Source organism: Gammaproteobacteria bacterium (assembly GCA_028817225.1).
In the GTDB taxonomy this organism is placed as follows: domain Bacteria; phylum Pseudomonadota; class Gammaproteobacteria; order Poriferisulfidales; family Oxydemutatoraceae; genus Oxydemutator.
On record JAPPQC010000038.1, the window covers coordinates 1 to 21954 of the forward strand.

At 65.0% G+C, this 21954-nt stretch carries 24 protein-coding genes; 15 read left to right on the plus strand and 9 right to left on the minus strand.

What is annotated here, in order from left to right; all coding sequences use genetic code 11:
* The coding region (gene rraA, locus OXU50_05215) for a ribonuclease E activity regulator RraA (GenBank protein MDD9869273.1) at positions 1 to 471 on the minus strand (471 nt) is incomplete at its 3' end.
* 79 nt (positions 472 to 550) lie between these two features.
* On the opposite strand from rraA, the gene aceA reads away from it, so the two are divergent.
* Positions 551 to 1828, plus strand: a complete 1278-nt coding sequence (gene aceA, locus OXU50_05220) for an isocitrate lyase (GenBank protein ID MDD9869274.1) — start codon at positions 551 to 553, stop codon at positions 1826 to 1828.
* A gap of 37 nt (positions 1829 to 1865) precedes the next feature.
* Entirely contained in the window at positions 1866 to 3200 is a 1335-nt protein-coding gene (gene icd / locus OXU50_05225) for an NADP-dependent isocitrate dehydrogenase (GenBank protein ID MDD9869275.1), read from the plus strand.
* 56 nt (positions 3201 to 3256) lie between these two features.
* On the opposite strand, the gene OXU50_05230 is transcribed toward icd, so the two are convergent.
* Positions 3257 to 3952, minus strand: a complete 696-nt coding sequence (locus tag OXU50_05230; GenBank protein MDD9869276.1) for a hypothetical protein — start codon at positions 3950 to 3952, stop codon at positions 3257 to 3259.
* Positions 3953 to 3989: 37 nt separating this feature from the next.
* On the opposite strand from OXU50_05230, the gene OXU50_05235 reads away from it, so the two are divergent.
* From OXU50_05235 to OXU50_05245, 3 genes are all read left to right on the plus strand, one after another.
* Positions 3990 to 4370 carry a CbiX/SirB N-terminal domain-containing protein gene (locus OXU50_05235; GenBank protein MDD9869277.1) on the plus strand — a complete coding sequence of 127 codons (381 nt, stop codon included), beginning with the start codon at positions 3990 to 3992 and terminating at the stop codon, positions 4368 to 4370.
* Positions 4363 to 4779 carry a YbaN family protein gene (locus tag OXU50_05240; GenBank protein ID MDD9869278.1) on the plus strand — a complete coding sequence of 139 codons (417 nt, stop codon included), beginning with the start codon at positions 4363 to 4365 and terminating at the stop codon, positions 4777 to 4779. Before OXU50_05235 ends, OXU50_05240 begins: the two co-directional genes overlap by 8 nt.
* 61 nt (positions 4780 to 4840) lie before the next feature.
* Positions 4841 to 5935 (plus strand): homoserine O-acetyltransferase, encoded by a 1095-nt coding sequence (locus tag OXU50_05245; GenBank protein MDD9869279.1) that lies wholly within the window; start codon positions 4841 to 4843, stop codon positions 5933 to 5935.
* 9 nt (positions 5936 to 5944) lie between these two features.
* Here OXU50_05245 and OXU50_05250 read toward each other — a convergent pair whose 3' ends face one another.
* The 3 genes from OXU50_05250 to mobA are packed head-to-tail and all read right to left on the minus strand — an operon-like array spanning position 5945 to position 8428.
* Positions 5945 to 7258, minus strand: coding sequence for a citrate synthase (locus tag OXU50_05250; GenBank protein ID MDD9869280.1), 1314 nt, complete (start codon positions 7256 to 7258; stop codon positions 5945 to 5947).
* Positions 7259 to 7304: 46 nt separating this feature from the next.
* Positions 7305 to 7829, minus strand: coding sequence for a molybdopterin-guanine dinucleotide biosynthesis protein B (gene mobB, locus OXU50_05255; GenBank protein MDD9869281.1), 525 nt, complete (start codon positions 7827 to 7829; stop codon positions 7305 to 7307).
* The gene (gene mobA, locus OXU50_05260; protein MDD9869282.1) at positions 7826 to 8428 is read right to left on the minus strand and encodes a molybdenum cofactor guanylyltransferase; all 603 of its coding nucleotides are present in this window, start codon (positions 8426 to 8428) and stop codon (positions 7826 to 7828) included. Before mobA ends, mobB begins: the two co-directional genes overlap by 4 nt.
* Before the next feature lie 53 nt (positions 8429 to 8481).
* On the opposite strand from mobA, the gene OXU50_05265 reads away from it, so the two are divergent.
* Genes OXU50_05265 through OXU50_05275 form a run of 3 tightly spaced genes read left to right on the plus strand, consistent with a single transcriptional unit; the run spans position 8482 to position 10834 of the window.
* Positions 8482 to 8808, plus strand: coding sequence for a DUF1244 domain-containing protein (locus OXU50_05265; GenBank protein ID MDD9869283.1), 327 nt, complete (start codon positions 8482 to 8484; stop codon positions 8806 to 8808).
* Positions 8809 to 8823: 15 nt separating this feature from the next.
* On the plus strand, positions 8824 to 9579 hold the full coding sequence (moeB, locus tag OXU50_05270; GenBank protein MDD9869284.1) for a molybdopterin-synthase adenylyltransferase MoeB: 756 nt from the start codon (positions 8824 to 8826) through the stop codon (positions 9577 to 9579).
* 7 nt (positions 9580 to 9586) lie between these two features.
* Complete coding sequence (locus OXU50_05275; GenBank protein ID MDD9869285.1) at positions 9587 to 10834, plus strand: TraB/GumN family protein; 1248 nt, start codon at positions 9587 to 9589, stop codon at positions 10832 to 10834.
* On the opposite strand, the gene OXU50_05280 is transcribed toward OXU50_05275, so the two are convergent.
* Together OXU50_05280 and OXU50_05285 are read right to left on the minus strand one after the other, a co-directional pair.
* A complete protein-coding gene (locus OXU50_05280; GenBank protein ID MDD9869286.1) occupies positions 10819 to 12006 on the minus strand; it encodes a pyridoxal phosphate-dependent aminotransferase in 1188 nt (395 codons plus the stop codon). The genes OXU50_05275 and OXU50_05280 overlap by 16 nt on opposite strands.
* A gap of 22 nt (positions 12007 to 12028) precedes the next feature.
* Positions 12029 to 12715, minus strand: coding sequence for a molecular chaperone DnaJ (locus tag OXU50_05285; GenBank protein MDD9869287.1), 687 nt, complete (start codon positions 12713 to 12715; stop codon positions 12029 to 12031).
* Between the two features lie 51 nt (positions 12716 to 12766).
* Here OXU50_05285 and OXU50_05290 point away from each other — a divergent pair, with 51 nt between their 5' ends.
* Positions 12767 to 13600 carry a rhomboid family intramembrane serine protease gene (locus tag OXU50_05290; GenBank protein ID MDD9869288.1) on the plus strand — a complete coding sequence of 278 codons (834 nt, stop codon included), beginning with the start codon at positions 12767 to 12769 and terminating at the stop codon, positions 13598 to 13600.
* Positions 13597 to 14373 (plus strand): dienelactone hydrolase family protein, encoded by a 777-nt coding sequence (locus tag OXU50_05295; protein MDD9869289.1) that lies wholly within the window; start codon positions 13597 to 13599, stop codon positions 14371 to 14373. Before OXU50_05290 ends, OXU50_05295 begins: the two co-directional genes overlap by 4 nt.
* 14 nt (positions 14374 to 14387) lie before the next feature.
* On the opposite strand, the gene OXU50_05300 is transcribed toward OXU50_05295, so the two are convergent.
* Positions 14388 to 15560, minus strand: coding sequence for a cation:proton antiporter (locus OXU50_05300; GenBank protein MDD9869290.1), 1173 nt, complete (start codon positions 15558 to 15560; stop codon positions 14388 to 14390).
* Positions 15561 to 15655: 95 nt separating this feature from the next.
* On the opposite strand from OXU50_05300, the gene serS reads away from it, so the two are divergent.
* Positions 15656 to 16927, plus strand: coding sequence for a serine--tRNA ligase (gene serS / locus OXU50_05305; GenBank protein MDD9869291.1), 1272 nt, complete (start codon positions 15656 to 15658; stop codon positions 16925 to 16927).
* 73 nt (positions 16928 to 17000) lie between these two features.
* Here serS and OXU50_05310 read toward each other — a convergent pair whose 3' ends face one another.
* Positions 17001 to 17792 (minus strand): dihydrofolate reductase family protein, encoded by a 792-nt coding sequence (locus OXU50_05310; protein ID MDD9869292.1) that lies wholly within the window; start codon positions 17790 to 17792, stop codon positions 17001 to 17003.
* A gap of 91 nt (positions 17793 to 17883) precedes the next feature.
* Between OXU50_05310 and mutL the strand changes: the two genes are divergently transcribed.
* The 4 genes from mutL to gloB are packed head-to-tail and all read left to right on the plus strand — an operon-like array spanning position 17884 to position 21721.
* Entirely contained in the window at positions 17884 to 19677 is a 1794-nt protein-coding gene (gene mutL / locus OXU50_05315; protein MDD9869293.1) for a DNA mismatch repair endonuclease MutL, read from the plus strand.
* A gap of 22 nt (positions 19678 to 19699) precedes the next feature.
* On the plus strand, positions 19700 to 20659 hold the full coding sequence (gene miaA / locus OXU50_05320) for a tRNA (adenosine(37)-N6)-dimethylallyltransferase MiaA (GenBank protein ID MDD9869294.1): 960 nt from the start codon (positions 19700 to 19702) through the stop codon (positions 20657 to 20659).
* Positions 20646 to 20930: an RNA chaperone Hfq gene (hfq, locus tag OXU50_05325; GenBank protein MDD9869295.1), complete on the plus strand. Its 285-nt coding sequence runs from the start codon at positions 20646 to 20648 to the stop codon at positions 20928 to 20930. Before miaA ends, hfq begins: the two co-directional genes overlap by 14 nt.
* Positions 20930 to 21721, plus strand: coding sequence for a hydroxyacylglutathione hydrolase (gene gloB / locus OXU50_05330; GenBank protein ID MDD9869296.1), 792 nt, complete (start codon positions 20930 to 20932; stop codon positions 21719 to 21721). Before hfq ends, gloB begins: the two co-directional genes overlap by 1 nt.
* The last annotated feature ends 233 nt before the right edge of the window (positions 21722 to 21954 follow it).

The following is a 21954-nucleotide window of genomic DNA, read 5'->3' on the forward strand; positions in this document are numbered from 1 at the left end:
CTCCAACACCTCCGCCGCCACAACAACCCCGTCTTCATCCGCATAAAGCCACGCCCCCGGCGTAAATTCAATTTCAGCAAAATAGACCGGCAGATTGACTTTGCCGCGGTCTTTCTTTTCGCTTTTGAGCGGGTGGGTGCCGAGGGCCTTGACGCCGAGCGGCAGGGTTCCGATGACCGCGGAATCGCGGATGCAGCCGTTGATGACGACGCCGCTCCAGTGATGGCGGATTGCGAGTTCGGCGAGTTGGTCGCCGAGCAGGGCGCGGCGCATTGAGCCGCCGCCGTCCACGACCAGAACCCGCCCGCGCCCGTCGCTTTCAAGCGTCTTCCTGACCAGCGAATTGTCCTCGAAGCATTGCACCGTCGCGATGGCGCCGTGGAAAGACCTGGCGCCCCCGAAGTCGCGCAGAACCGGCCGGGCGACGGCCACGCGGTCGGGAAAGGAATCGCAGAGGTCGGCGGTTTTCATGAAATTTTCGGTGAAATAGGCGGCGGAAGTTGCTATTATACCCGGTCTGCCTTACACAAACGGGAGGAAAGGGCACGCCATGAGCAGAAAAAACATGATTGCCGAAATCCAGAAGGATTGGGATGAAAATCCCCGCTGGGCGGGGATTAAGCGCGGCTACCGGGCCGAGGATGTCGTGCGCCTGCGCGGTTCCGTCAGCGTGGAGCATACGCTGGCCCGCAGGGGCGCCGGGAAATTGTGGAAACTCCTGAACGAAGAGCCCTACATCAACAGCCTGGGCGCTCTGACCGGAGGCCAGGCGATGCAGCAGGTCAAGGCCGGCGTCAAGGCCATTTATCTGTCCGGATGGCAGGTCGCCGCCGACGCCAACCTCGCCTGCGAGATGTACCCGGATCAATCCCTGTACCCGGCCAACTCGGTTCCCGCCGTGGTCAGGCGCATCAACAGCGCATTCGCCCGCGCCGACCAGATTGAGTGGGCCAAAGGCAAACACGAGACGGACTTCTTCGCCCCCATCGTCGCCGATGCCGAGGCCGGTTTTGGCGGCGTCCTGAACGCCTTTGAATTGATGAAGGCGATGATCGAGGCGGGCGCCGCCGGCGTGCATTACGAAGACCAGTTGGCGGCGGTCAAGAAATGCGGGCACATGGGCGGCAAGGTGCTGGTGCCGACCCGCGAGGCCGTGCAGAAGTTGATTGCGGCAAGGCTTGCGGCGGATGTCTGCGGCGTGCCGACACTGCTGCTTGCCCGCACCGACGCGCACGCCGCCGACCTGCTGACTTCCGACATAGACGAGCGGGACAAGCCGTTCATCACCGGCGAGCGCACCGGCGAGGGCTTTTACCGCACCAAGGCGGGCTTCGACCAGGCCATTGCCAGGGGAATCGCCTACGCGCCCTATGCCGACCTGCTGTGGTGCGAGACCGCGGTGCCCGACCTCGGCGACGCGCGCCGCTTCGCCGAGGGCGTTCACAAGGAATATCCGGGCAAGATGCTCGCCTACAACTGCTCGCCCTCGTTCAACTGGAAGAAGAAACTCGACGATGCGACCATCGGGAAATTCCAGCGCGAACTCGGCGCCATGGGCTACAAATTCCAGTTCATCACGCTGGCCGGAATCCACAACATGTGGTACCACATGTTCGACCTTTCCAGCCATTATGTCGAGACCGGAATGAAAGCCTATGTCGAGATGGTGCAGGAGAAAGAGTTCGGCGCGATCGACAGGGGCTACACATTCTCCAGCCACCAGGCGGAAGTGGGCACCGGTTATTTCGACGATGTCACGACGGTCATTCAGGGCGGTTCCTCGTCGGTCACGGCCTTGACCGGCTCGACCGAAGAAGACCAGTTCTGATTCGCCGCCGCCGCGCACAGCACGATTGCAGCGAGCGATGACGCCGCCGGTTTCCAGCCATGTCCGCAAGCCGCCGCAGGGCGGGCGCATCCGGGCCGCCGCCGGCGGCTTTGAGGTGCCCGACCGCCCGGTGATTCCGTTCATCGAGGGCGACGGCATCGGCGCGGATGTAACGCCGGTCATGCAGCGCGTGGTGGACACCGCCGTTGACAGCGCCTACGCCGACCGCAGGCGGATTGAATGGATGGAGGTGTACGCCGGCGAGAAGGCGATGGCTCTCTACAACGAGTGGCTGCCCCGCGAGACCTTCGACCTGATTCGGGAATACTCGGTCGCAATCAAGGGGCCGCTGACCACGCCGGTCGGGGAGGGCATGCGCTCGCTGAATGTGGCGATTCGCCAGGAACTGGATTTGTACGCCTGCGTCCGGCCCATCCGCTATTTTCCGGGAACCCCGACTCCGATGAAAGACTCGGAGACGACCGACATGGTGGTTTTCCGCGAGAACACCGAGGACATCTACGCCGGCATCGAATGGCCGGCGGATTCCCCGGAAGTCCGGAAGGTTCTCGATTTTCTGACCGGCAAGATGGAGGTCGGCGGCATTCGCTTCACCGACTCCTGCGGCATCGGCATCAAGCCGGTTTCCAGGGAAGGCTCCCAGCGGCTTGTCAGAAAAGCCATTCGCTACGCGATCGACAACGACCGCAGTTCGGTGTCGCTGGTGCACAAGGGCAATATCATGAAATACACCGAAGGCGCTTTCCGCAACTGGGGGTATGAACTGGCGGTGAGCGAATTCGGCGCCGAGCCGGTTGACGGCGGCCCGTGGCACAGAATCCGCCACCCCGGGAACGGGCATGAAATCATCATCAAGGATGTCATCGCCGACAACTTCCTGCAGCAGATTCTGCTGAAGCCGGACGAATACGATGTCATCGCGACGCTGAACCTGAACGGCGACTACATCTCCGATGCGCTGGCCGCCCAGGTCGGCGGCATCGGCATCGCGCCCGGCGCCAACATGTCCGATTCCGTCGCGGTTTTCGAGGCGACGCACGGCAGCGCCCCGAAGTATGCCGGGAAAAACCGGGTGAACCCGGGCTCCATCATCCTGTCGGCGGAGATGATGCTGCGCCACCTCGGCTGGCTCGAGGCCGCGGACCTGGTGCTGAAAGGCATCGCCGGCGCCATCGCGGCGAAGACGCTGACCTACGACCTCGCCCGCGTGCGCGGCGGCATCTTCACCCGCGGGCGCAAAATCAGCAGCCGCCAGGATGTGGACGCCGAATTGCAGCGTTTGATTCCGGGCGCCGTCCTCGTCACCACCAGCGGCTTCGGCGACGAGATCATCAAGAACATGGGGGCGTAACGCCGCCCGGCGCGCCTGCTTCCCCCGCGCCTTGTTTATTCACTCTTGTTTGTCTGTCAGAGGCCGACCGGCAAAAACACCGTCGCCGCCCCGTGTATCGTCCGGTTGATCAGGCGGTCGCCCTTGTTCTCGAAAACCGTGGCCGTCAAATCCTGCAGCGCCGTCATTTTGTCGATGGCCGTGAAAACCCCGCCGTCGCCGGTGCGGACCGGCGCCGGGCCGGACTGCCGCCGGAGTCTCTCCTTCCATATCTCGAGGTTGCGGGCGCTGTTGTAGAGTTTTTGCGCGTCCAGAAAGTCGAACATGAAGATTTCCCTCTGGCCGTTGTATGCGCCGCGTATCATGCCGCTGATGCCGAGCATCATCGCAAACACCCTGTCGCCGCGATAGGCCGGGTCGAAGGCCAGTTCAACGGCCTGCACGCCCTGCTTGTGGCCTGTCTCCTCGTATGCGACCTCCAGCGGATATTCGATGATTTGCTCCATCCGGGCTTCCAGCGTGGCGCCGGGCACCCTGCCCAGTTCATCCGGATTGTGGCGGTAGAGCGCGAGCGCCAGTTGGCGCAGGTATTCGTTCAGCGCCTTGATGGTGGTGCCGGTCGCCATGTCAATCTCGGTTTTTCCAATGTTGGTCAGCGTGCGCATCCCGCCGCAGCCGGGCTGCAACGCGAGCAGCAGCGCAAGGGCGCACCCGGCGGCGGTTCCTTTGCGCGCCGCCGCCAATCCTTTTATAATCTGTCGTTGCGTTTTCACCGGACTCCGTTTTGCGGTTGACGGCGAATATTACCAGATGATGAAGGCACTTTTGTTGATTGCCCACGGCAGCCGCCGGCGGGCCTCGAACGACGAGATAGGCCAACTCGCGGAGCGGTTGCGGCGCAAGGCGGGCGACCGTTTCCACTGCGTGCGCCACGCCTTTCTCGAACTGGCCGAGCCTTCGATCGCCGACGGCATACAGCAGTGCATTGACGCCGGCGCCGACGAGGTGTACGCGCTGCCGTACTTCCTGGCCGAGGGCAACCATGTCGCGAAAGACATTCCCGCCGAGATTTCACGCAAGCAAAAGGAGCGCCCGGCGGTCAAAATTCACCTGTGCGGTTATCTGGGGCAGGCGGACGAACCCGTCGCCGACCTGCTGCTGCAAATCGCGGAGAAACAAATCAATGGATAAGCCCGGCACTTTCATCGAATCAAACCTGATCAAGCGCAGGCTCTTTTTCGCGGCGGGGCACATTTGCACTTTTCTGGGGGTGATCGCGCTGATACTGCCGCTGATTCCGACATCGCCCTTTCTGATTGTCGGCGCCGCCTGCTACGCGCGTTCTTCCGAGAAATTCCACCGGCTGCTACTGACAAACCGTTATTTCGGGCCGGTTATCCGCCAGTGGGAGCAAAACCGCTGCCTTGAGAGAAAGGTCAAACTGATGGCGGTCGCGGTGCTTGCCGCGGCGTTCCTGTCCTCGGCGTTTCTGTTCCTTGAAACATGGCCGGCGCGCGGCCTGGTCATCCTGGTCGGCCTGATTGCGATACTCTGCGTGGCCGGCATACCGGCTTGCCGCGGCAAGGACGGCGCGGAATAATGCGGCGATGATACGCACCCCGCCAGCGACCCGCATCGTCAAGTTGTCCGGCGACTACGGGATGAGCGGTTTTGTCATGCGCCGCGGAGGCCGCCTGCCGGAAGTGCAGATTGCCTGCGAGACATGGGGCGAACTTTCGCAGAACCACGACAACGCAATCCTGATCTTCACCGGATTGTCGCCGTCGGCGCACGCCTGCTCGTCGTCGCAAGACCCGGCGCCCGGCTGGTGGGAATACATGATCGGCCCCGGCAAGCCGATTGACACCGACCGTTTCCATGTCATCTGCGTCAATTCGCTCGGCAGTTGCTTCGGCTCCACATCGCCGTCCTCGACCAATCCGGCGACCGGCAGGCCCTACGGCGCCGGTTTCCCGGAACTGACGATCGAGGACATCGCCAAGGCCGGGCACCACGCCCTGAACGACCTCGGCATCGAGCATCTGTTCGCCGTCGTCGGCGCCTCCATGGGCGGCATGAGCGCGCTGGCGTACGCGCTTCAGTACCCCGGTGAAGTCAACTACCTGGCCTGCATCTCGGCGGCGACCCGCGCGCTGCCCTTCACCATCGCCCTGCGCTCGTTGCAGCGCGAGATCATCCGCTGCGACCCGGGGTGGAACGGCGGCGATTATTTCGGGGAGGAAGGCCCCGACTGCGGCATGGTGCTGGCGCGCAAACTGGGCCTGATGTCCTACCGCGCCGCCGCCGAATGGCGCCACCGCTTCAACCGCGCGAGAATGCCGCCGGAAAGGCGCCCGCAGGGGCCTTTTGCCATCGAGTTCGAGATTGAGTCGTATCTCGACTACAACGCCCGCAAATTCGTCAGGACATTCGACGCCAACAGCTACCTGTGCCTGTCGCGGGCGATGGACTGGTTTGATGTCGCCGACCACGGCGGCTCGGTCAACGCCGGGCTTGCGAGAATACACACCCGGCGTTCGCTGATTGTCGGCGTGACCGGCGACATCCTGTTTCCGCTGGAGCAGCAGAAGGAAATCGCGGCGGGCCTGGAAAAAGCCGGCAGGGAGGTGGAATTCGTCGAACTCGGCTCGATTTACGGGCACGACTCCTTCCTCATTGACGAGGAGCGTTTTGCGCCGGTGGTGCGGCGGTTTCTTGACGAAGCGGCGCGGGAGCAGGCGGCGGACGCGCGCTGAGCGGCGCCGTCAGCGCTCCCCAATCGGCGTGAAGGCCCTTTCGCAGCGCCCGGTGTACAACTGCCGCGGGCGCCCGATGCGCGTGTGCTTGTCGGCCATCATCTCGTTCCAGTGGCTGATCCAGCCGATGGTGCGCGCCAGCGCGAAGATGACCGTGAACATGTCGCGCGGCAGCCCCATCGTGTTCAGGATAATCCCCGAATAGAAATCCACATTGGGGTAGAGTTTGCGGGAGATGAAATAGTCGTCTTCCAGCGCGATTTTCTCCAGTTGCCTCGCGGTCTCCAGCAACGGCTGGTTGTCCCCGCCGACATCAAGTTCCGACAGCAGGTTGTGGCAGGTCTGGCGGATGATCTTGGCGCGCGGGTCGTAGTTCTTGTACACCCGGTGCCCGAACCCCATCAGCCGGAAGTGGTCGTTCTTGTCCCTGGCGCGGTCAATGTAGTACTCAAGCGACTCGCCCGACTCGACGATGTCCTCCAGCATGCGGATGACCGCCTCGTTGGCGCCGCCGTGCGCCGGCCCCCACAGCGACGCGACCCCGGCGACCAGCGCCGCATACGGGTTGGTCTCGGTGCTTCCGCTGAGGCGCACCGTCGAGGTGGAGGCGTTCTGCTCGTGGTCGGCGTGCAGAATCAAAATCAGGTCCATCGCGTCAACGAATGTTTTCCTCAACGACGCCTTGCCGTCAAACTTGCCGAACGCCATCTGCAGAAAACCCTCGGTGTACGACAGCGCCGGGTTGCGCCGCCGGAAAGCGTCGCCGTTGCGGTGGCACATCAGCCAGGCGGTGATGGTCGCCATTTTCGCAATCAGACGGTGCGCCGAAAGTTCGCGGTACTGCGGGTCGTGCACCGCCGTCTCGTCGTGGTAGAGCGCTGCCAGGTAACTGACCGCCGCCATCAGCATCGCCATCGGGTGGCGTTCCCTGCCGAAACAGCCGAGCAATGCGCCCATGGTTTTCTCGTCAATGTGGCTGTGCTGAAGAAGGCTCTGGTTGAACTCATCAAGTTGGCGGCGGTCGGGCAGTTCGCCGTAGAACAGCAAGTAGCAGACTTCCGTGAAGTTGCTCTTTTCGGCCAGTTGCTCAATCGGGTAGCCGCGGTATTTCAGCAGGCCGCGCCCGCCGTCAATGTAGGTGATCTTGCTTTCGCAACTGGCGGTGGAGACAAAGCCGGGGTCAAAGGTGAAATAGCCCAGTTCCGCGTGTATCGGGCGGATGTCGATGATATCGGCGCCTGCGGTTGATTCCAGCACGGGCAACTCGACTTCCTTCTCGCCGCCGGAGCCGGATTCGGTCAGTTTGATTTTCTTTTGTGTCATTTTTGCGGGGGCAATTCCGCCGGGGTAATCCACAAGTATATATCATTCAGGCGTCGCCGGCCACCAGCGCGGCGAGGAAGTCGGCGATGGCACGCGGATTGTCAATGTCAAGAACCGGAATGCCGATGTCGGCGTCCGGCTTGTCGTTGGTCGCCAGCGCGATGATGTTGCCGTCTTCCGGGTACAGAAGAGGGCGCTTCAATTCCTTGCGGTGCAGTTCAATCTTTGGAAACGGCTCGTGCTTGAAACCCTCTACCAGTATCAGGTCGAGCGGCGCGCCGCCGACAATCGCCACCAGTTCCTCAAGCGGCGTCTCCCGGTCTTCGCCGACATGCTCGTTGACCAGCGCCCAGCGCCGCTTTGATGACACCAGCATGCGCTGCGCGCCGGCTTTTCTGAGTTCGTAACTGTCCTTGCCGGGCCGGTCGGTGTCGAAGTTGTGGTGGGCGTGCTTGATGACGCCGACGCGCACGCCCCGCGCCCGCAGGATTTTCAGCAGTTGGACCAGCAGCGTGGTTTTCCCGGTGCCGCTGTGGGCGCAGAAGCCGACGACGGGAACGGGCGCTTTCATGGCAGGGTGCCGGCCCGCGCCAGGTCTTCGGGCGTGTTCAGGTTGTCGAAGGTTTCGGCCTGGTCGCTGAAGTCGCAGACGGCGGTTTCCGCCTGTTCAAACCAGCGGTCTATCTTGCGCCCGCCGCCGTCCAGAAAATCGTGCAGCGAGCCGTGCAGCGATGTCTTCAGCAGGCAGAACACCGGGTGCAGCCGCCGCCCATCACCGGCGACGGCGATGTCCGCCCGGTTTTCCGACAAGGTTTGGTACAGACGCCGCACCAAATCCTTCGACGGGCGCGGCGTGTCGCACGGCGCGACCGCCGCGTAGGGCGTGGCGGTTTCGGCCAGCGCCGCGCAGATGCCGGCGAGCGGCCCCTGAAAGCCGTCGAGGCCGTCGGTCACCACCGGGTAGCCGTAGGCGCGGTAACGCTCAAGGCTGCGGTTGGCGCTGATAATCAGCGCGCCCGTCTGCGGCGCGATGACCTCGATGACATGCTCGATAAACGGGCGCCCCGCCAGCGGAATCAGGCCCTTGTCCCTGCCGCCCATGCGCGCGCTGCGCCCGCCGGCGAGGATGACGCCGGTGATTTCATTGATTGGGCAGGGCGGTGTTTCCATGCTGCCCTATAATATACGCAGTTCACCGCATCGCCGCCTGCAAGGAGAAATAAATGTCCCACACCAACGAACCAGTCAACGAGCCAGTCAACGAACAAACCAGAACCGAAGTGGAGGCCGCCGTCTATCGGCGGCTGGTCGAGCACCTGCGGGCGCGCACCGATGTGCAGAACATTGACCTGATGAATCTGGCGGACTTCTGCCGCAACTGCCTCGCCAAATGGTACAAGGCCGCCGCCGAGGAACGGGGCGTCGCCGTGGATTACGAACAGGCGCGCGAAATCGTTTACGGCATGCCTTATCCCGAATGGAAGGCCCGCCACCAGAAACCGGCGACGCCGGAGCAGCAGGAGGCCTGGAAGAAGCGGCGCGAATCCTGACGCCCGATGCCGGGACTGGACGACAACCAGCTGCTGCGTTACAGCAGGCAGATTCTGCTGCCGCCAATCGGCGTTGAAGGGCAGGAAAAACTGCTGCGCTCGACGGCGTTGATTGTCGGCGTCGGCGGGCTGGGTTCGCCGGCCTCGATGTATCTCGCTGCCGGCGGCGTTGGCCGGCTGATTCTCGCCGACGACGATGTCGTGGACCTGTCCAACCTGCAACGGCAGATTGTGCACGCAAGCGGCGCCGTCGGCGAGGCGAAGACCGACTCGGCGAAGGCGCGCCTCGCCGGCCTGAACCCCGAAGTGGCTGTCACCGGAATCAGCGAACGCATGAACGTTGAAACATTGCGCCCGCTGGTCGCCCGCTGCGATGTCGCCCTCGATTGTTCGGACAATTTCAAGACACGCTATGCCTTGAACCGCGCCTGTCGGGAAGCGCGCGTGCCGCTGGTCTCCGGCGCGGCCATCCGCATGGAAGGCCAGATCAGCGTGTTCGCGCCGTCGCACCCGCAAAGCCCCTGTTACCAGTGCCTGTACCCGGAAGGCGCAGCCCAAGACGAAGGCTGCGTCACAACCGGCATCCTGTCGCCGCTGACCGGCGTCATCGGCAGTTTGCAGGCGATAGAGGCCGTCAAACTGCTGCTTGGCATCGGTTCCGCGCTGACAGGGCGCCTGCTGCTGTTTGATGCGATGCAAATGCAGTGGCGCGAAGTCGCGCTGAGAAAAAATCCGCAATGCCCGGTGTGCGGACAGGCCCCCGATGGATAAGCCCCTGATGAAAGACAAGCCGGAAACGCCGCACGACGGCGACGCACCGGCGGCGCAGGACGAGCCGTTCGTGTCGCTTGAACTGGAGGGAACCCGCATCGGCATTCTCGGCACCGCGCATGTCTCGGAATCCAGCCGGCGCGAAGTACGCGACCTGATTGACAGCGGCGAATACGACGCCGTCGCCGTCGAGTTGTGCATGAGTCGCCACAAGGCGATTACCGACCCCGGCTCGCTTGCGCGCATGGATTTGTGGCAGGTCATCCGCGAGCGCCGCGTGTTCGCCATCGCCGCGCTGCTGGTTCTCGGCGGCTACCAGCAGCGTATCGCCGAACGTTTCGGCGTTGAGGCCGGAGGCGAACTGAAAGAGGCCGTAGCGCTGGCCGCAAGCCGCGGCCTGCCGCTGGCCGTCATTGACCGCGAAGTCGGCCTGACGCTGAAGCGCCTGTACTTCGGCGTTTCCTGGTGGCGCAGGCCGGCGCTGCTGTCGGGCCTGCTGGCCGGCCTGTTCTACACCGACGAGATTTCGGAAGAGGATGTCGAGGAAGTCAAGCGCAGCGAAACCCTGGAGACCGCGTTCCGCCATCTGCCGTTGATGGAGGGAGAACTGGAGGAAGTGCTGATTGGCGAGCGCGACCGCTACATGGCGGCCAAAATACGCAAGTTCGTGTCGGAGCACAAGCCGGCCTCGTTGCTCGCGGTCGTCGGCGCCGGGCACCTTGACGGCCTGCGGCGGGAATTAAGCGATGCCGCCGATTCTGAGTCCGCCGACGACATCATCGCCCGCCATGAAACAACGCCGACGCCCGCGCGCTGGTGGAAATGGCTGCCGTGGGCGATTGTCGCCGCGATTCTGGCCGGCTTTGCCGCCGGTTTCATGCGCGATTTTGATCTCGGCATCAGCCTGATAGTGGACTGGATACTGATCAACGGCGGACTGGCCGGTCTGGGGGCGGCGCTCGCCTCGGCGCACTGGCTGACGGTCGCGGCGGTTTTTGTGGCGGCGCCGCTGACTTCCATCAACCCGGCCATCGGCGCCGGCATGGTCGCGGCGGCTGTTGAACTCTATTTGAGGAAACCGCGCGTGGCCGATTTTGAGCGACTCAGGACGGACACCGCGAAACTCGCGGGATGGCGGCGCAACCGGGTGGCGAGAACGCTGCTGATTTTCATATTGAGCACGCTGGGATCGGCGGCGGGCACCTACCTCGGCGGCTTTCACATCTACGACAGTCTCGCTTATTCGGGCTTCTGACCGCGCAGGCATTCACGCAGCCCGCCAACAAGACGCCCGACGCCTTCGCCGATGGCGGTGGGCGGCAGCGCGCCGTAGGAAATTCGCAGGCAGGCGCCGTCGCACGGCCCGAATGCCGAGCCTGGAATCACCGCGACGCCGTGCTCGCGCACCAGCGTTTCGGCCAGTCGGTAATCGTCGCAGCGGCGCTTCATTTTCAGGAAGATGTAGAGCGCGCCTTCGGCGGAAGGCGGCTCGACCAGGCCTTCTTCGCTTAACGCCCCGAGTTGCTCCAGGCACAGCGCGCGGTTGGTTTCAATCAGCGACCGCTGTTCGCGCAGGTAATCCCGCTCCCCGTCAAGGCACTGCACGGCAGCGAGTTGCGAGATGGTCGGCGTGCAAATCAGGATGTTGTCCTGCACCTTGGTCATCGCGTCGTGCAGGCTGTCCGGTATCACCATGTAGCCGACCCGCCACGACGCCATGCCGTAACTCTTGGACAGTGTGAACAGCGACAGCGTGTGCGCGCCGGCGCCCGGCAGCGCGCCCGGCGAAAAGTGGCGGTGGTCTTCGTAGGTGAAGTCCTCGTAGGCCTCGTCGCTGATGTGATAGATGCCGCGCCGGGCGCAAAGCCGGTTGACGGCGGTCAGCAGCGCTTGCGGATAAACGCGCCCGGTCGGGTTGTTCGGCGAGACGGTGACCACCGCGCGCGTCCTCGGCGTTATCGCGGCCTCGATTCGCTCCACGACGGGGTGATGGCGCTCCCCGGTTTCAACGACGACCGCGTGGCAGCCGCACATCTCGACGGTCATCTGGTGGTTGAAATACCAAGGCGCCGGCAAAATGACTTCGTCGCCGGGGTCGCAGACGGCCAGCACCAGCGCGTTGAACGCCATGTTGGCGCCGGCGGTGACGAACACCGATGTGCCGTCGCCGACGGTGATGCCGTTGCGCCGCGCGAGTTTGCCGCCGATGGCCTCGCGCAGCGCGGCGATGCCCTCGACCGGGCCGTAAAAATGGCGCCCGGCATCGTTCATCTGCGCCGCCGCCCGTTGCAGCGCGGCGGGCGGCGGCGGGTAGAACACGACGCCCTGTCCGAGTGAAATCGTGCCGGCGCGGCGCGCCGCGAGCCGGTTGATGACCGGAATGACCGGCTCGGCAATCCGCATCATTCTGTGCGCGGCTTTCGGCATCGTCTGTCGGGCTGCGGGCGGGTTATTTCAGCAGCAGGTCTTTCGCCTGATTGATCAGCGCCGCAAGGTGGGCCGAGCCGCCGCGGTCGGGGTGCAGCCTCTGAATCAGGCGCCGGTGCGCCTCGATAATCGCCTCGCGCGCGGCGCCCGGTTTCAGGCCGAGGATGCGCCAGGCTTCTTCCTCGCTGAGGCCGGAAGAGGCCGCCTGCCGCGCCTCGCCGCCCGCCGCATGCTGCGAATGCATCCGGTGATAACTTTGCAGCAGTTCAGCCGCTTGCGGGTCGTTCTTCTGAAACTCCTCCATCAGCGCATCCAGGTCGGCGCGGCCCAGACTGCTGAGGCGGCGCCCCTTGAAGCGCCCGGCGAGAATGCGCCCGTCCACGGTGCCGGTCAGCGGATTGACTTCCAGCAGCAGCGAGCGGCTCTGAAAATTGGCGTGCCCCTGCGAGCCGAAATTGAAATGATGAAACACCCGCGTGAACAGCGGCGCAAACCGCGCCAGCGCAATCAACTTGTACAGCAGCGGCAGCGCCGCGCCGACCGCCGCCGCCAGCCAGTGAAGCCGCCCCGTGGCGGCCAGCGCGACGAGCACGGCGACCGCCGCATACAGCAGATATTTGCGGCGCACGCGCGGCGGTTGCCGCTTGAGCCAGCGCGCCAGCACAAGCACGACGATGACCGCCGCCGCGGTGATTAGAAAGGGCAGCATAACCGGCCATCATATCTGTTTTCATCGCCGGCCTGATAAAATTCGTCGGTCATGCAGTGGTTCAGCGCAGTCGAGACGCCGCTCGACGAGGATTTGAGGCCGTTCAGCCGGTATTTGTCGGAGCACGGCATTTTTCACCGCATCGTCGAGCGGGGAGGGCGCCAGGTCGTGCTGGTTGCGGAGCAGGGCGAGGTTTCCGCCGTGCGCCGCCGGTTTGAGCAGTGGCAGGCGGGCGACCTTGAACTGGCCGCCGCCGCACCCGATGCTTCGCCGCTGCGCTGGCCGGACAGGCGCCGCGTGTTCGCCGTGGTCGGGCGTTATCCCGTGGTCATTCTGCTGGCGCTGCTGAGCATCGCCGGCGCCTGGCTGGTCTGGACGAGGAATATCTTTCTCGTGCATCTGTTGTCTTTCGAGGACCTCGCCATTGCCGTCGGCGGCCAGTGGTGGCGTTTCGTGACACCGGCGTTTCTACACTTCGGCGCCATCCACCTGGTGTTCAACCTGCTGTGGCTGGCCGATTTGGGGCGCCGCGTCGAATCATCGCAGTCCAGCGCCCGATTGCTGCTCATCGCGGCGGTGACGGCGCTGTGCGCGAATGTAAGCCAGTACTGGCACGCTCCCGGAAGCCTGTTCGGCGGCATGTCGGGCGTCGTGTACGGCCTGCTCGGCTATTGCTGGCTGGCGGGCCGTTCCCGCCCGGCATCGCCGCTGCATCTGCCGCCCGGCGTCGTCGCCTTCCTGCTGGTCTGGATGGCGCTCGGCATGACCGGCGTCTTCTCCCTCATCGGCATCCACATCGCCAACGCCGCCCACCTCGGCGGCTTCCTCTCCGGCCTGCTCCTCGCCTGCCTCCCCCCACCCCGCACCCGGCCCGGCGACACATGAGGGTTCTGTGCGGCTTTTTCACCGCCGCGCTGCTGTTCGGCTGCGCGTCGTCGCAAAGCAGTCGGGTGGAATTGCAGGCATCCGGCATCGGCGGCGACACGCGCAATGTCACTGCGCGGATTTATTTTCCGGCGACTTCGCCGCCCCATCCGGTCGTCATTGACCTGCACGGCTGCTCCGGCATCGTGCCGGCGCGCAACCGCTTCTGGAGCGGACAGTTGAATGCCTGGGGCTATGCGGTGCTCAAGGTGGACAGTTTCACGCGCCGGGGCCGTTCCGATATTTGCAATGATGTCATGGCCATTCCCCCGTCGAGACGCCTGGATGATGTTCGCGCCGCGATACGCCATGTCCTGCGCAGCGCGGAACTGGACGCCGGCAATATTTTTCTGATGGGCATGTCGCACGGCGCCACCGCAGTGATGTTGGCCCACCATCGGCCATCGCCTGCTTTCACCGGGCTGAAAGGCATCATCGCGTTTTACCCGTACTGCCTGCCGGGCCTGCCGTCGCTGGTTGCCGACACGCTGGTGTTGATTGGCGCGCTCGACGACTGGACTCCGGCCCGGCAATGCCGGCAGATGGCAATCGGCCCCGCGAACGGGCGCGATTTTGAGTTGGTCGTTTACCCGGGTGCGTACCACAGTTTCGATGTGCCCGGCGTCAACGGCGTCTATTACGGCCACCGGCTGGTTTATGACGAGGTGGCGACGCGGGACAGCCTCGACAGGGTGCGCCGGTTTTTGCACGCGCGCACAAGTTGGCGGCGCTGACGCGGCGGGCGGGTTCAGTCGCGGCGGAGGCGGTCGGTCAGGGCGATGGGGGTGGGGTAGCGCATGACGATTCGGTAGGGGGAGACCATGAAGGTAATCAGCATCGCGATTTGGATCAGGTGCGCGGCGTTGGCGCCGATCAGGTGCAGTTCGTGGGCCAGCGCGGTGATCAGCAGCGAGAATTCGCTGCCCTGGCCGAGGCGCACGCCGACTTCGCGCGCGCGTTCGCGGTCTTCGCCGGCGCGCGTCAGCAGCAGGCGGAAGGCGGCGGGCTTGATCAGCAGCACCAGGGCGGCCAGCAGCACCGCCGGCAGCAGCACCGCTTGCAGCGCCGACAAGTCAATGCCGCTGCCGAGCGAAAAGAAGAAGATAATCAGGAAAAAGTCGCGCAGCGGCTTCAGCGACTCGGCGACATACAGCGCAATCGGGTTGGCCGCGAGAATGACGCCGGCGATGAAGGCGCCGATTTCGTAGGACAGGCCGAGCCACGCCGTCATCTGCGCGATGCCGATGCACCAGCCGATCATCAGCAGAAAAATGTATTCCTTGATTTTGTCGAACTTCCGCAGCAGTTTGAGAATGACATAGCGTTGCAGCACATAAATGAGCGCGACCAGCAGCGGCAGCGACATCAGCCGCAGCAGTATCTGCCGGGCGTCGGCGCTGTCGCCGCCGGCGAAGGCGTGGAGGGCGGCCAGAATCAGCACCGCCAGCAGGTCTTGCAGCAGCAGCACGCTGATGATGGTCTCGCCGGTCGGCTTGTGGTGCAGCACCGTCGTCGGCAGCAGTTTGAGGCCGATGATCGTGCTTGAAAATATCAGCGCGGCGGCCAGCACCAGGATTTCCGCCGTGCTGAGCCCGGTCGCGTAACCGAACAGCAGGCCGACGGACGCGAACACCAGGCAGCTCAGCACCGTCGGTGCGGCGGTCGCCTGAAGCATTTTCAGCAGTTTGACCGGCGACAAATCCAGCCCCAGCAGAAACAGCAGAAAGGCGATGCCGATCTCCGATATTTCGGCGATGCCGGTCGAGTCCTCTATCAGGCCGAAGCCGGCGGGCCCCAGCACCAGGCCGAGGACGATGTAGGCGACCAGCATCGTCTGCCGCGTGAACAGCGCCAGAGTGGCCATGACGGCGGCGCCGGTGAAGATCAGAAAGACGGTGAAAAGTGCGAGGTCCTGGTGCATCTGGTTTTTATTTCCCGGAGTTGTCGGCTATTATAAACGCCTGCAAAGGCCGATGAAGGCCGCGCGCCGCCGCGCGCCGCACCGCACCAGACACTATGCTCGACCCCAGATTGCTGCGCAACGACCCGGACGGCGTTTTCAGGCGCCTTGCGCTGCGCGGCGGCGACTACGGCCCCGCCGCATACCGCGACCTGGAAAACCGGCGCAAGACCCTGCAGGTCGAACTGGAGGGCTTGCAGGCCGAGGTCAACCGGCAATCGCGCGAGACGGGCGAACGCAGGGCCGGCGGCGGCGGCGCGGCGCAGCCGCCCGCCGAGGTCGGGCGTCTGAAAAAGCGTCTGAAAGAAAAGCGCGCGCAATTCGCCGGCCTGCAGGACGAACTCAACGGGTTTCTGCTGAACCTGCCGAACATCCCCGACGAATCGGTGCCGCCCGGCGCCGACGAGAGCGCCAATGTCGAGGTGCGCCGCCGCGGCGATGTGCGAAGTTTCGACTTCAAGCCGCTCGACCATGTCGCGCTCGGCGAACAATCCGGCCTGCTGGACATCGCGGCGGCGGCGAAGATATCCGGCTCGCGCTACTGCGTGCTCTACGGCGCCCTCGCGCAATTGCAGCGCGCGCTGACGCGCTTCATGCTGGAACTGCACGCCGGCCGCCACGGCTACCGCGAAGTGTACGCGCCCTACATCGTCCACGCCGACGCGCTGACCGGCACCGGCCAGTTGCCGAAGTTTGAGGGCGATTTGTTCAGACTGCAAACCGACAACCCGTTCTACCTGATTCCGACCGCCGAGGTGTCGCTGACCAACCTGTGCCGCGACCGCATCATCGAGGACGGCGCGCTGCCGCTGAAACTGGTCGCGCACACGCCCTGTTTCCGCTCCGAGGCCGGCGCCTACGGCAAGGACACGCACGGCCTGATTCGCCAGCACCAGTTCGAGAAGGTTGAACTGGTGCAAGTCGTCGCCGCCGGGCAGTCGTGGCAGGCGCTGGAGGAATTGACGGCGCACGCGGAGGCGGTGCTGGATCTGCTGGAACTGCCGTACCGCGTCGTCGTCCTGTGCGCGGGCGACCTCGGTTTCGCCTCGGCCAAGACCTACGACATCGAGGTCTGGATGCCGGGGGAGGGCCGCTACCGCGAGATTTCGTCGTGCAGCAACATGCTGGATTTTCAGGCCCGGCGGATGAAGGCGCGCGTGCGCGCCCCCGGCGGCGGCAAGCCCGCGCTCGTCCACACGCTGAACGGCTCGGGGCTGGCGGTCGGGCGCACGCTGATTGCGCTGATGGAAAACCACCAGACCGCGGACGGGCGCATCCGGATACCGCCGGCGCTGCAACCGTACATGAACGGCTGCGAACTGATTTGAGGCGCGCGCGCGCCGCGCCGGTGTTGCAGCGCGGCGCCGCCCCGTTGTTGCACTCGCTGTCGCACCCGTCGTTTTACTCGTAATCGCACTTGAAAGTCGCGTAAATCTGGTCGTATTGCAGCGAAGGCGAGCGGTCCAAAATCAAACGCGCGGGTTTCAGGCGGCAATGGCCGAGCGCGTGTTTTCCCGGAATCATCGTCACAAAGTCCCGTTCACCGAGCAGTTGGCACGACAGCGTCAGATAAAGATAGTCAAGGCAGCGCCCGGCGATGCAGGACTCGAACAACTCCGGGCCTGCGGCCAGATAGATGCGCCGGCAGCCGTCGCCAATCAGGTGCTCCACCAGCGGCTTGCCCTCGACCCGGTCGCCGCCGGTTGCAACGACGCGGCAGCCCTTTTGCTCCCATTGCGCGCGGCGCCTGCGGTCGTGCCGCGCGCCGGTGATGATGCGAACCCTTTGCAAATCAAGATGGCCGGGCAGCGGAAAGTCCAGCGTGGCGCTGCAAATCGCAATCAGCGGCTGTGCGGCCAGGCCGCGCGATTGCCGCCATGCTTTCAGTTCCGGGTCTTCCATTCGCAGGATGTCGCCGAGGCGGCCTTCGGCCAGCGCGCGCAGGTAGCCGCCGTGCGTGACGACGCAGTCCGCCTGCGCCTCGAGTTCAAGGAACAGGCGCAAATCGCCGTCGCTGGTCAGTTGCTGCGGCAGCTGCGCGAGGCCGTCGCTGACGACGGCGATGCGGCCGTCAAGGCTGGCCAGAAAATTGCCGTAAACCAGCGGCCCGTCGCGGCGCAGCAGCGGGTCGTCAAGGTAGAGGTTGCGGACTGAATCGCAGGCGCGGTGGTCGGGATAAATCTGAATCGGCATCGGCGGCGGGCGGGCGCATCGGCGGCGTGCTCTGTATAATTCGCATGATGAGCGCAATCGCGGCCATTGTAGCAGAAGGCCCGCCGTGCCGGTGAGCCGCCCCATCCAGGTGCTGCCGTCGCGCCTGATCAACCAGATTGCGGCGGGCGAGGTCATCGAGCGCCCGGGTTCCGTCGTCAAGGAACTGGTTGAAAACAGCCTTGACGCCGGCGCAACCCGCGTGCGCGCCCGGATCGAGCACGGCGGCGTCAAGCGCATTGAAATCTCCGACAATGGCCGCGGCATTCCGAAAGACGAATTGCCCCTCGCGCTGGCGCGGCACGCGACCAGCAAGATCGCCGCGTTCGACGACCTGACGCAGGTGCGCGACTTCGGCTTTCGCGGCGAGGCGCTGCCGAGCATCGCGTCGGTGTCGGATTTGACGCTGTCGTCGCGCACCGGCGGCGGCGCATCCGGCTGGCGCCTGCGCGCGCGCGGCGACGGCGAGTTTGATGAACCGGCGCCGTGCGCGCTGGCGCGGCGCGGCACCGTCGTCGAGGTGTGCAACCTGTTTTCCAGCGTGCCCGCGCGCCGCAAGTTCCTGAAGACCGACCGCACCGAGTTCGGCCACATCCAGCAGTTCTTCCACAAGATCGCGCTGTCGCGCTTTGATGTCGAGTTCATTCTCGAGCACGACGGCAAGACGATCTTTCATTTCGAGGCCGCCGACGGCGAGGCGCAATGCCGGCGGCGGCTGCGCAAGATACTCGGCGCGGCCTTCGCCGAGCATTGCGCCCGCTTTGAAGGCCGCACCGACGGCCTCGAGGTGTCGGGATGGATCGGCGCGCCGACGGTGTCGCGCAGCCAGCCCGACATGCAGTTCTGCTATGTCAACGGGCGGGTCGTGCGCGACAAGACCGTCGGCCACGCCGCCCGGCAGGCCTACGAGGATGTGCTCTACCATGGCCGCCATCCGTATTATGTGCTGTACCTGGACATTGAGCCGTCTGCGGTGGATGTCAATGTGCACCCGGCCAAGCACGAAGTCCGCTTCCGCGACCAGCGGCTGGTGCACGACTTTGTCCGCGTGACGATGAAGCGCGCGATCGCCGGACTGACGCCCGCCGACACGCCGAACCTGGCCGAGCACCAGCGCGCGCTGATCAACGAAAACCCGCATGCGGCGGGGGGCGCGCCGCCGCTGCACATTCCGCGCCCGCAGTCGTTGTCGGCGACCAACTTCTACCACCGCATCAGCGACCGGCCGCCGCCGTCTTACACCGCCACCCCGGCCCCGGACGCGGGCGCGGACGCCGGCGCGCCGCCGCCCCTCGGCTACGCGCTGTGCCAGATACACGGCGTCTATATCGTCGCACAGAACGACAAGGGCATGGTGCTGGTGGACATGCACGCCGCCCATGAGCGCATCACCTACGAGCGGCTGAAACAGGCGCACAAAGGGCAGGGCATACGCGAACAGCCGCTGCTGGTGCCGGTGCCGGTCGAGGTCGGCGAACACGAGGCCGACCTTTGCGAACGCCACGCCGATGAATTGAAGCGCGCCGGTCTCGGCGTTGACCGCACCGGCCCCGCCACGCTGACGGTGCGCCGCATCCCGTCGCTGCTGGACGGCGCCGACGCCGCGCAACTGCTGCGCGATGTGCTCTCCGACCTGGCCGAGCACGGCGCGTCGCAGCGCATTGAGCGAGACCTTGACGCGGTGCTGTCAACGATGGCCTGCCACGGCTCGGTCAGGGCCAACCGCATGCTGTCGCTCGACGAGATGAACGCGCTGCTGCGCGACATGGAGAAAACCGAGCGCAGCGGCCAGTGCAACCATGGCCGCCCGACCTGGGCGCAACTGGGCATGGAGCAACTGGACAAGTTGTTCAAACGGGGCCAATGACCGGCATTCTGCGGGCGCCGCGATGGCTCGCGGCTGCGTGATCTTCCTGATGGGGCCGACCGCGAGCGGCAAGACCGCGCTGGCGGCGGAATTGTCGCGGCGGATTCCGTGCGAGATTGTCAATGTGGATTCGGCGCTGATTTACAAAGGCATGGACATCGGCACCGCCAAGCCCGGCGCGGCGGCGCGCGCGCGAACGCCGCATCACCTGATGGACATCCGCGACCCGGCGCAGGGTTATTCGGCGGCGGCGTTCTGCCGCGACGCCGCCGCCGCGGTGCGGGCGATACAGGGCCGCGGTCGCGTGCCGCTGCTGGCGGGCGGCACGATGTTTTACTTTCACGCGCTGGAGCACGGCCTGGCGCCGATGCCCGGCGCCGACCCGTCCGTTCGCGGCGCGCTCGAGGCGCGCGCGCACCGCGAGGGGCTGCAATCGCTGCACGACGAATTGAGGCGGCTTGACCCGGCGTCGGCGGCGCGCATCCACCCGATGGACTCGCAGCGCGTGCAGCGCGCGCTGGAAGTCTGCCTGTCGGGCGGGCGCCCCTTCAGCCAGTGGCAGCGCGCCGCGCACCGCGCGCCGCCGCCGCTGGCGGGGCGCATTCACCGCGTCGGCCTGGATTGCGCCGACCGCGCCCGTCTGCACCGGCGCATCGAGCGCCGCTTTGACGGCATGCTGCGCGCCGGCCTGCTCGACGAAGTCGCCGGCCTGATGCTGCGCGGCGACCTGGACCTGTCGCGCCCGTCCATGCGCGCGGTCGGCTACCGCCAGGCCTGGAAACATCTGTGCGGGCATTGCGGGTTCGGCGAAATGCGCCTGCGGGCGGTCTGCGCGACCCGGCAACTCGCGAAAAAGCAGTTGACATGGATGCGCCGGATGCCAAACTTGCAGGTTCACTTCAGCGACCGTTCCGACTGGGCGCGGATTGCCGCGGAAATCGAAAAACAAACAGGAGTCTATCAACACAATGCAACCGGATAATATCCACGCAATCAAACGCGGACAGTATTCTGCGCCGAAGGGGCCGAACATCCAGGATCCGTTTCTGAACACCGTGCGCAAGGCCGGCATCATGGTTTCGGTCTATCTGGTCAACGGCGTCAAGTTGCAGGGGAGAATTGACGCATTCGACCAGTTCGTCATCGTGCTCAAGAACAACACCGTGCAGATGCTCTACAAACACGCGATTTCAACGATCGTCCCGGCGCAGCCGGTCAACTGGCAGCAGAAAAGCGGCGAGGTGCCCGATTAGTGTGGTCGGTGCGGACCATCCCGGCGTTCAGCGACAACTACCTGTGGCTGCTGGCTGGCCGCGACGGGCGGGCCGCGGCGGTGGACCCCGGCGACGCCGAACCGGTCATTGAGGCATTGCGCGTCGGCGGCCTGGAGTTGTCGGCGATTCTGATCACCCATCACCACGCCGACCACATCGGCGGCGTGGAGCGCCTGCTGCGGCTGTTTCCCGATGCGGAAGTCTGCGGCCCCGCCGACGAGCGCATCGGCGGGGTGACGCGCGTCGTCGGCGAGGGCGACCGCGTGCATCTGGATTTTCTGCCGGCGGAATTCAAGGTGTTCGAGGTGCCCGGGCACACGCGCACGCACATCGCATACTATGCGGAAGGCACGCCTGCCGGCGGCGGGCGCCTGTTTTGCGGCGACACCATCTTCGCCTGCGGCTGCGGTCGTCTTTTCGAGGGAACGCCGGTGCAGATGTGCGCGTCGCTGTCGAAGTTGAGGGCGCTGCCGGACACGACCGAAATCTATTGCGCGCACGAATACACGCTGGACAACATCGCCTTTGCGAAGTGGGTCGAGCCGGACAACGAGGCGCTGCTCAGGCGCGAGCGGGAGGCGCGGGCGCTGAGAGAGGCCGGACGCCCGACGGTGCCGTCGCGGCTGGCGACGGAGCGCGAGACCAACCCTTTTCTGCGTTTTGACGAGCCGCCGGTCATCGAGGCGGCGCGCCGCCGCCGCGCCGGCCTGAAAGGCTACGCCGAAATCTTCGGCGAAATCCGCCACTGGAAAGACACCGAGTTTGACTGAACAGGCCGCTTGAGGCCGCCGCGTTCAGCCGATGGTGAAATCGGGTTCGGCTGAGCGGGCCGCCTGAGTTTGTTTCCGGGTCGCCCGAAGCCGTTGTGTTTAACCGATGGTGAAATCGCCGGGCGCCGGGGCTGTCGCGGGTTCGCTCTGCAAATCGGTGACCTGCGCCGGCGGCGGGCCTTCGGCGACCGCCTGCCGAACCTGCGCGACCGCGTCGGCATCGCCGTACAGCG

What these genes read in the sequence shown, in the direction of transcription:
- aceA (MDD9869274.1), top strand. Translation starts at nt 551, where the DNA reads ATGAGCAGAAAAAACATGATTGCCGAAATCCAGAAGGATTGGGATGAA.
- icd (MDD9869275.1), top strand. Translation starts at nt 1,866, where the DNA reads ATGACGCCGCCGGTTTCCAGCCATGTCCGCAAGCCGCCGCAGGGCGGG.
- OXU50_05235 (MDD9869277.1), top strand. Translation starts at nt 3,990, where the DNA reads ATGATGAAGGCACTTTTGTTGATTGCCCACGGCAGCCGCCGGCGGGCC.
- OXU50_05240 (MDD9869278.1), top strand. Translation starts at nt 4,363, where the DNA reads ATGGATAAGCCCGGCACTTTCATCGAATCAAACCTGATCAAGCGCAGG.
- OXU50_05245 (MDD9869279.1), top strand. Translation starts at nt 4,841, where the DNA reads ATGAGCGGTTTTGTCATGCGCCGCGGAGGCCGCCTGCCGGAAGTGCAG.
- OXU50_05250 (MDD9869280.1), bottom strand. Translation starts at nt 7,258, where the DNA reads ATGACACAAAAGAAAATCAAACTGACCGAATCCGGCTCCGGCGGCGAG.
- mobB (MDD9869281.1), bottom strand. Translation starts at nt 7,829, where the DNA reads ATGAAAGCGCCCGTTCCCGTCGTCGGCTTCTGCGCCCACAGCGGCACC.
- mobA (MDD9869282.1), bottom strand. Translation starts at nt 8,428, where the DNA reads ATGGAAACACCGCCCTGCCCAATCAATGAAATCACCGGCGTCATCCTC.
- OXU50_05265 (MDD9869283.1), top strand. Translation starts at nt 8,482, where the DNA reads ATGTCCCACACCAACGAACCAGTCAACGAGCCAGTCAACGAACAAACC.
- OXU50_05275 (MDD9869285.1), top strand. Translation starts at nt 9,587, where the DNA reads ATGAAAGACAAGCCGGAAACGCCGCACGACGGCGACGCACCGGCGGCG.
- OXU50_05280 (MDD9869286.1), bottom strand. Translation starts at nt 12,006, where the DNA reads ATGCCGAAAGCCGCGCACAGAATGATGCGGATTGCCGAGCCGGTCATT.
- OXU50_05285 (MDD9869287.1), bottom strand. Translation starts at nt 12,715, where the DNA reads ATGCTGCCCTTTCTAATCACCGCGGCGGCGGTCATCGTCGTGCTTGTG.
- OXU50_05290 (MDD9869288.1), top strand. Translation starts at nt 12,767, where the DNA reads ATGCAGTGGTTCAGCGCAGTCGAGACGCCGCTCGACGAGGATTTGAGG.
- OXU50_05295 (MDD9869289.1), top strand. Translation starts at nt 13,597, where the DNA reads ATGAGGGTTCTGTGCGGCTTTTTCACCGCCGCGCTGCTGTTCGGCTGC.
- OXU50_05300 (MDD9869290.1), bottom strand. Translation starts at nt 15,560, where the DNA reads ATGCACCAGGACCTCGCACTTTTCACCGTCTTTCTGATCTTCACCGGC.
- serS (MDD9869291.1), top strand. Translation starts at nt 15,656, where the DNA reads ATGCTCGACCCCAGATTGCTGCGCAACGACCCGGACGGCGTTTTCAGG.
- OXU50_05310 (MDD9869292.1), bottom strand. Translation starts at nt 17,792, where the DNA reads ATGCCGATTCAGATTTATCCCGACCACCGCGCCTGCGATTCAGTCCGC.
- miaA (MDD9869294.1), top strand. Translation starts at nt 19,700, where the DNA reads ATGGCTCGCGGCTGCGTGATCTTCCTGATGGGGCCGACCGCGAGCGGC.
- hfq (MDD9869295.1), top strand. Translation starts at nt 20,646, where the DNA reads ATGCAACCGGATAATATCCACGCAATCAAACGCGGACAGTATTCTGCG.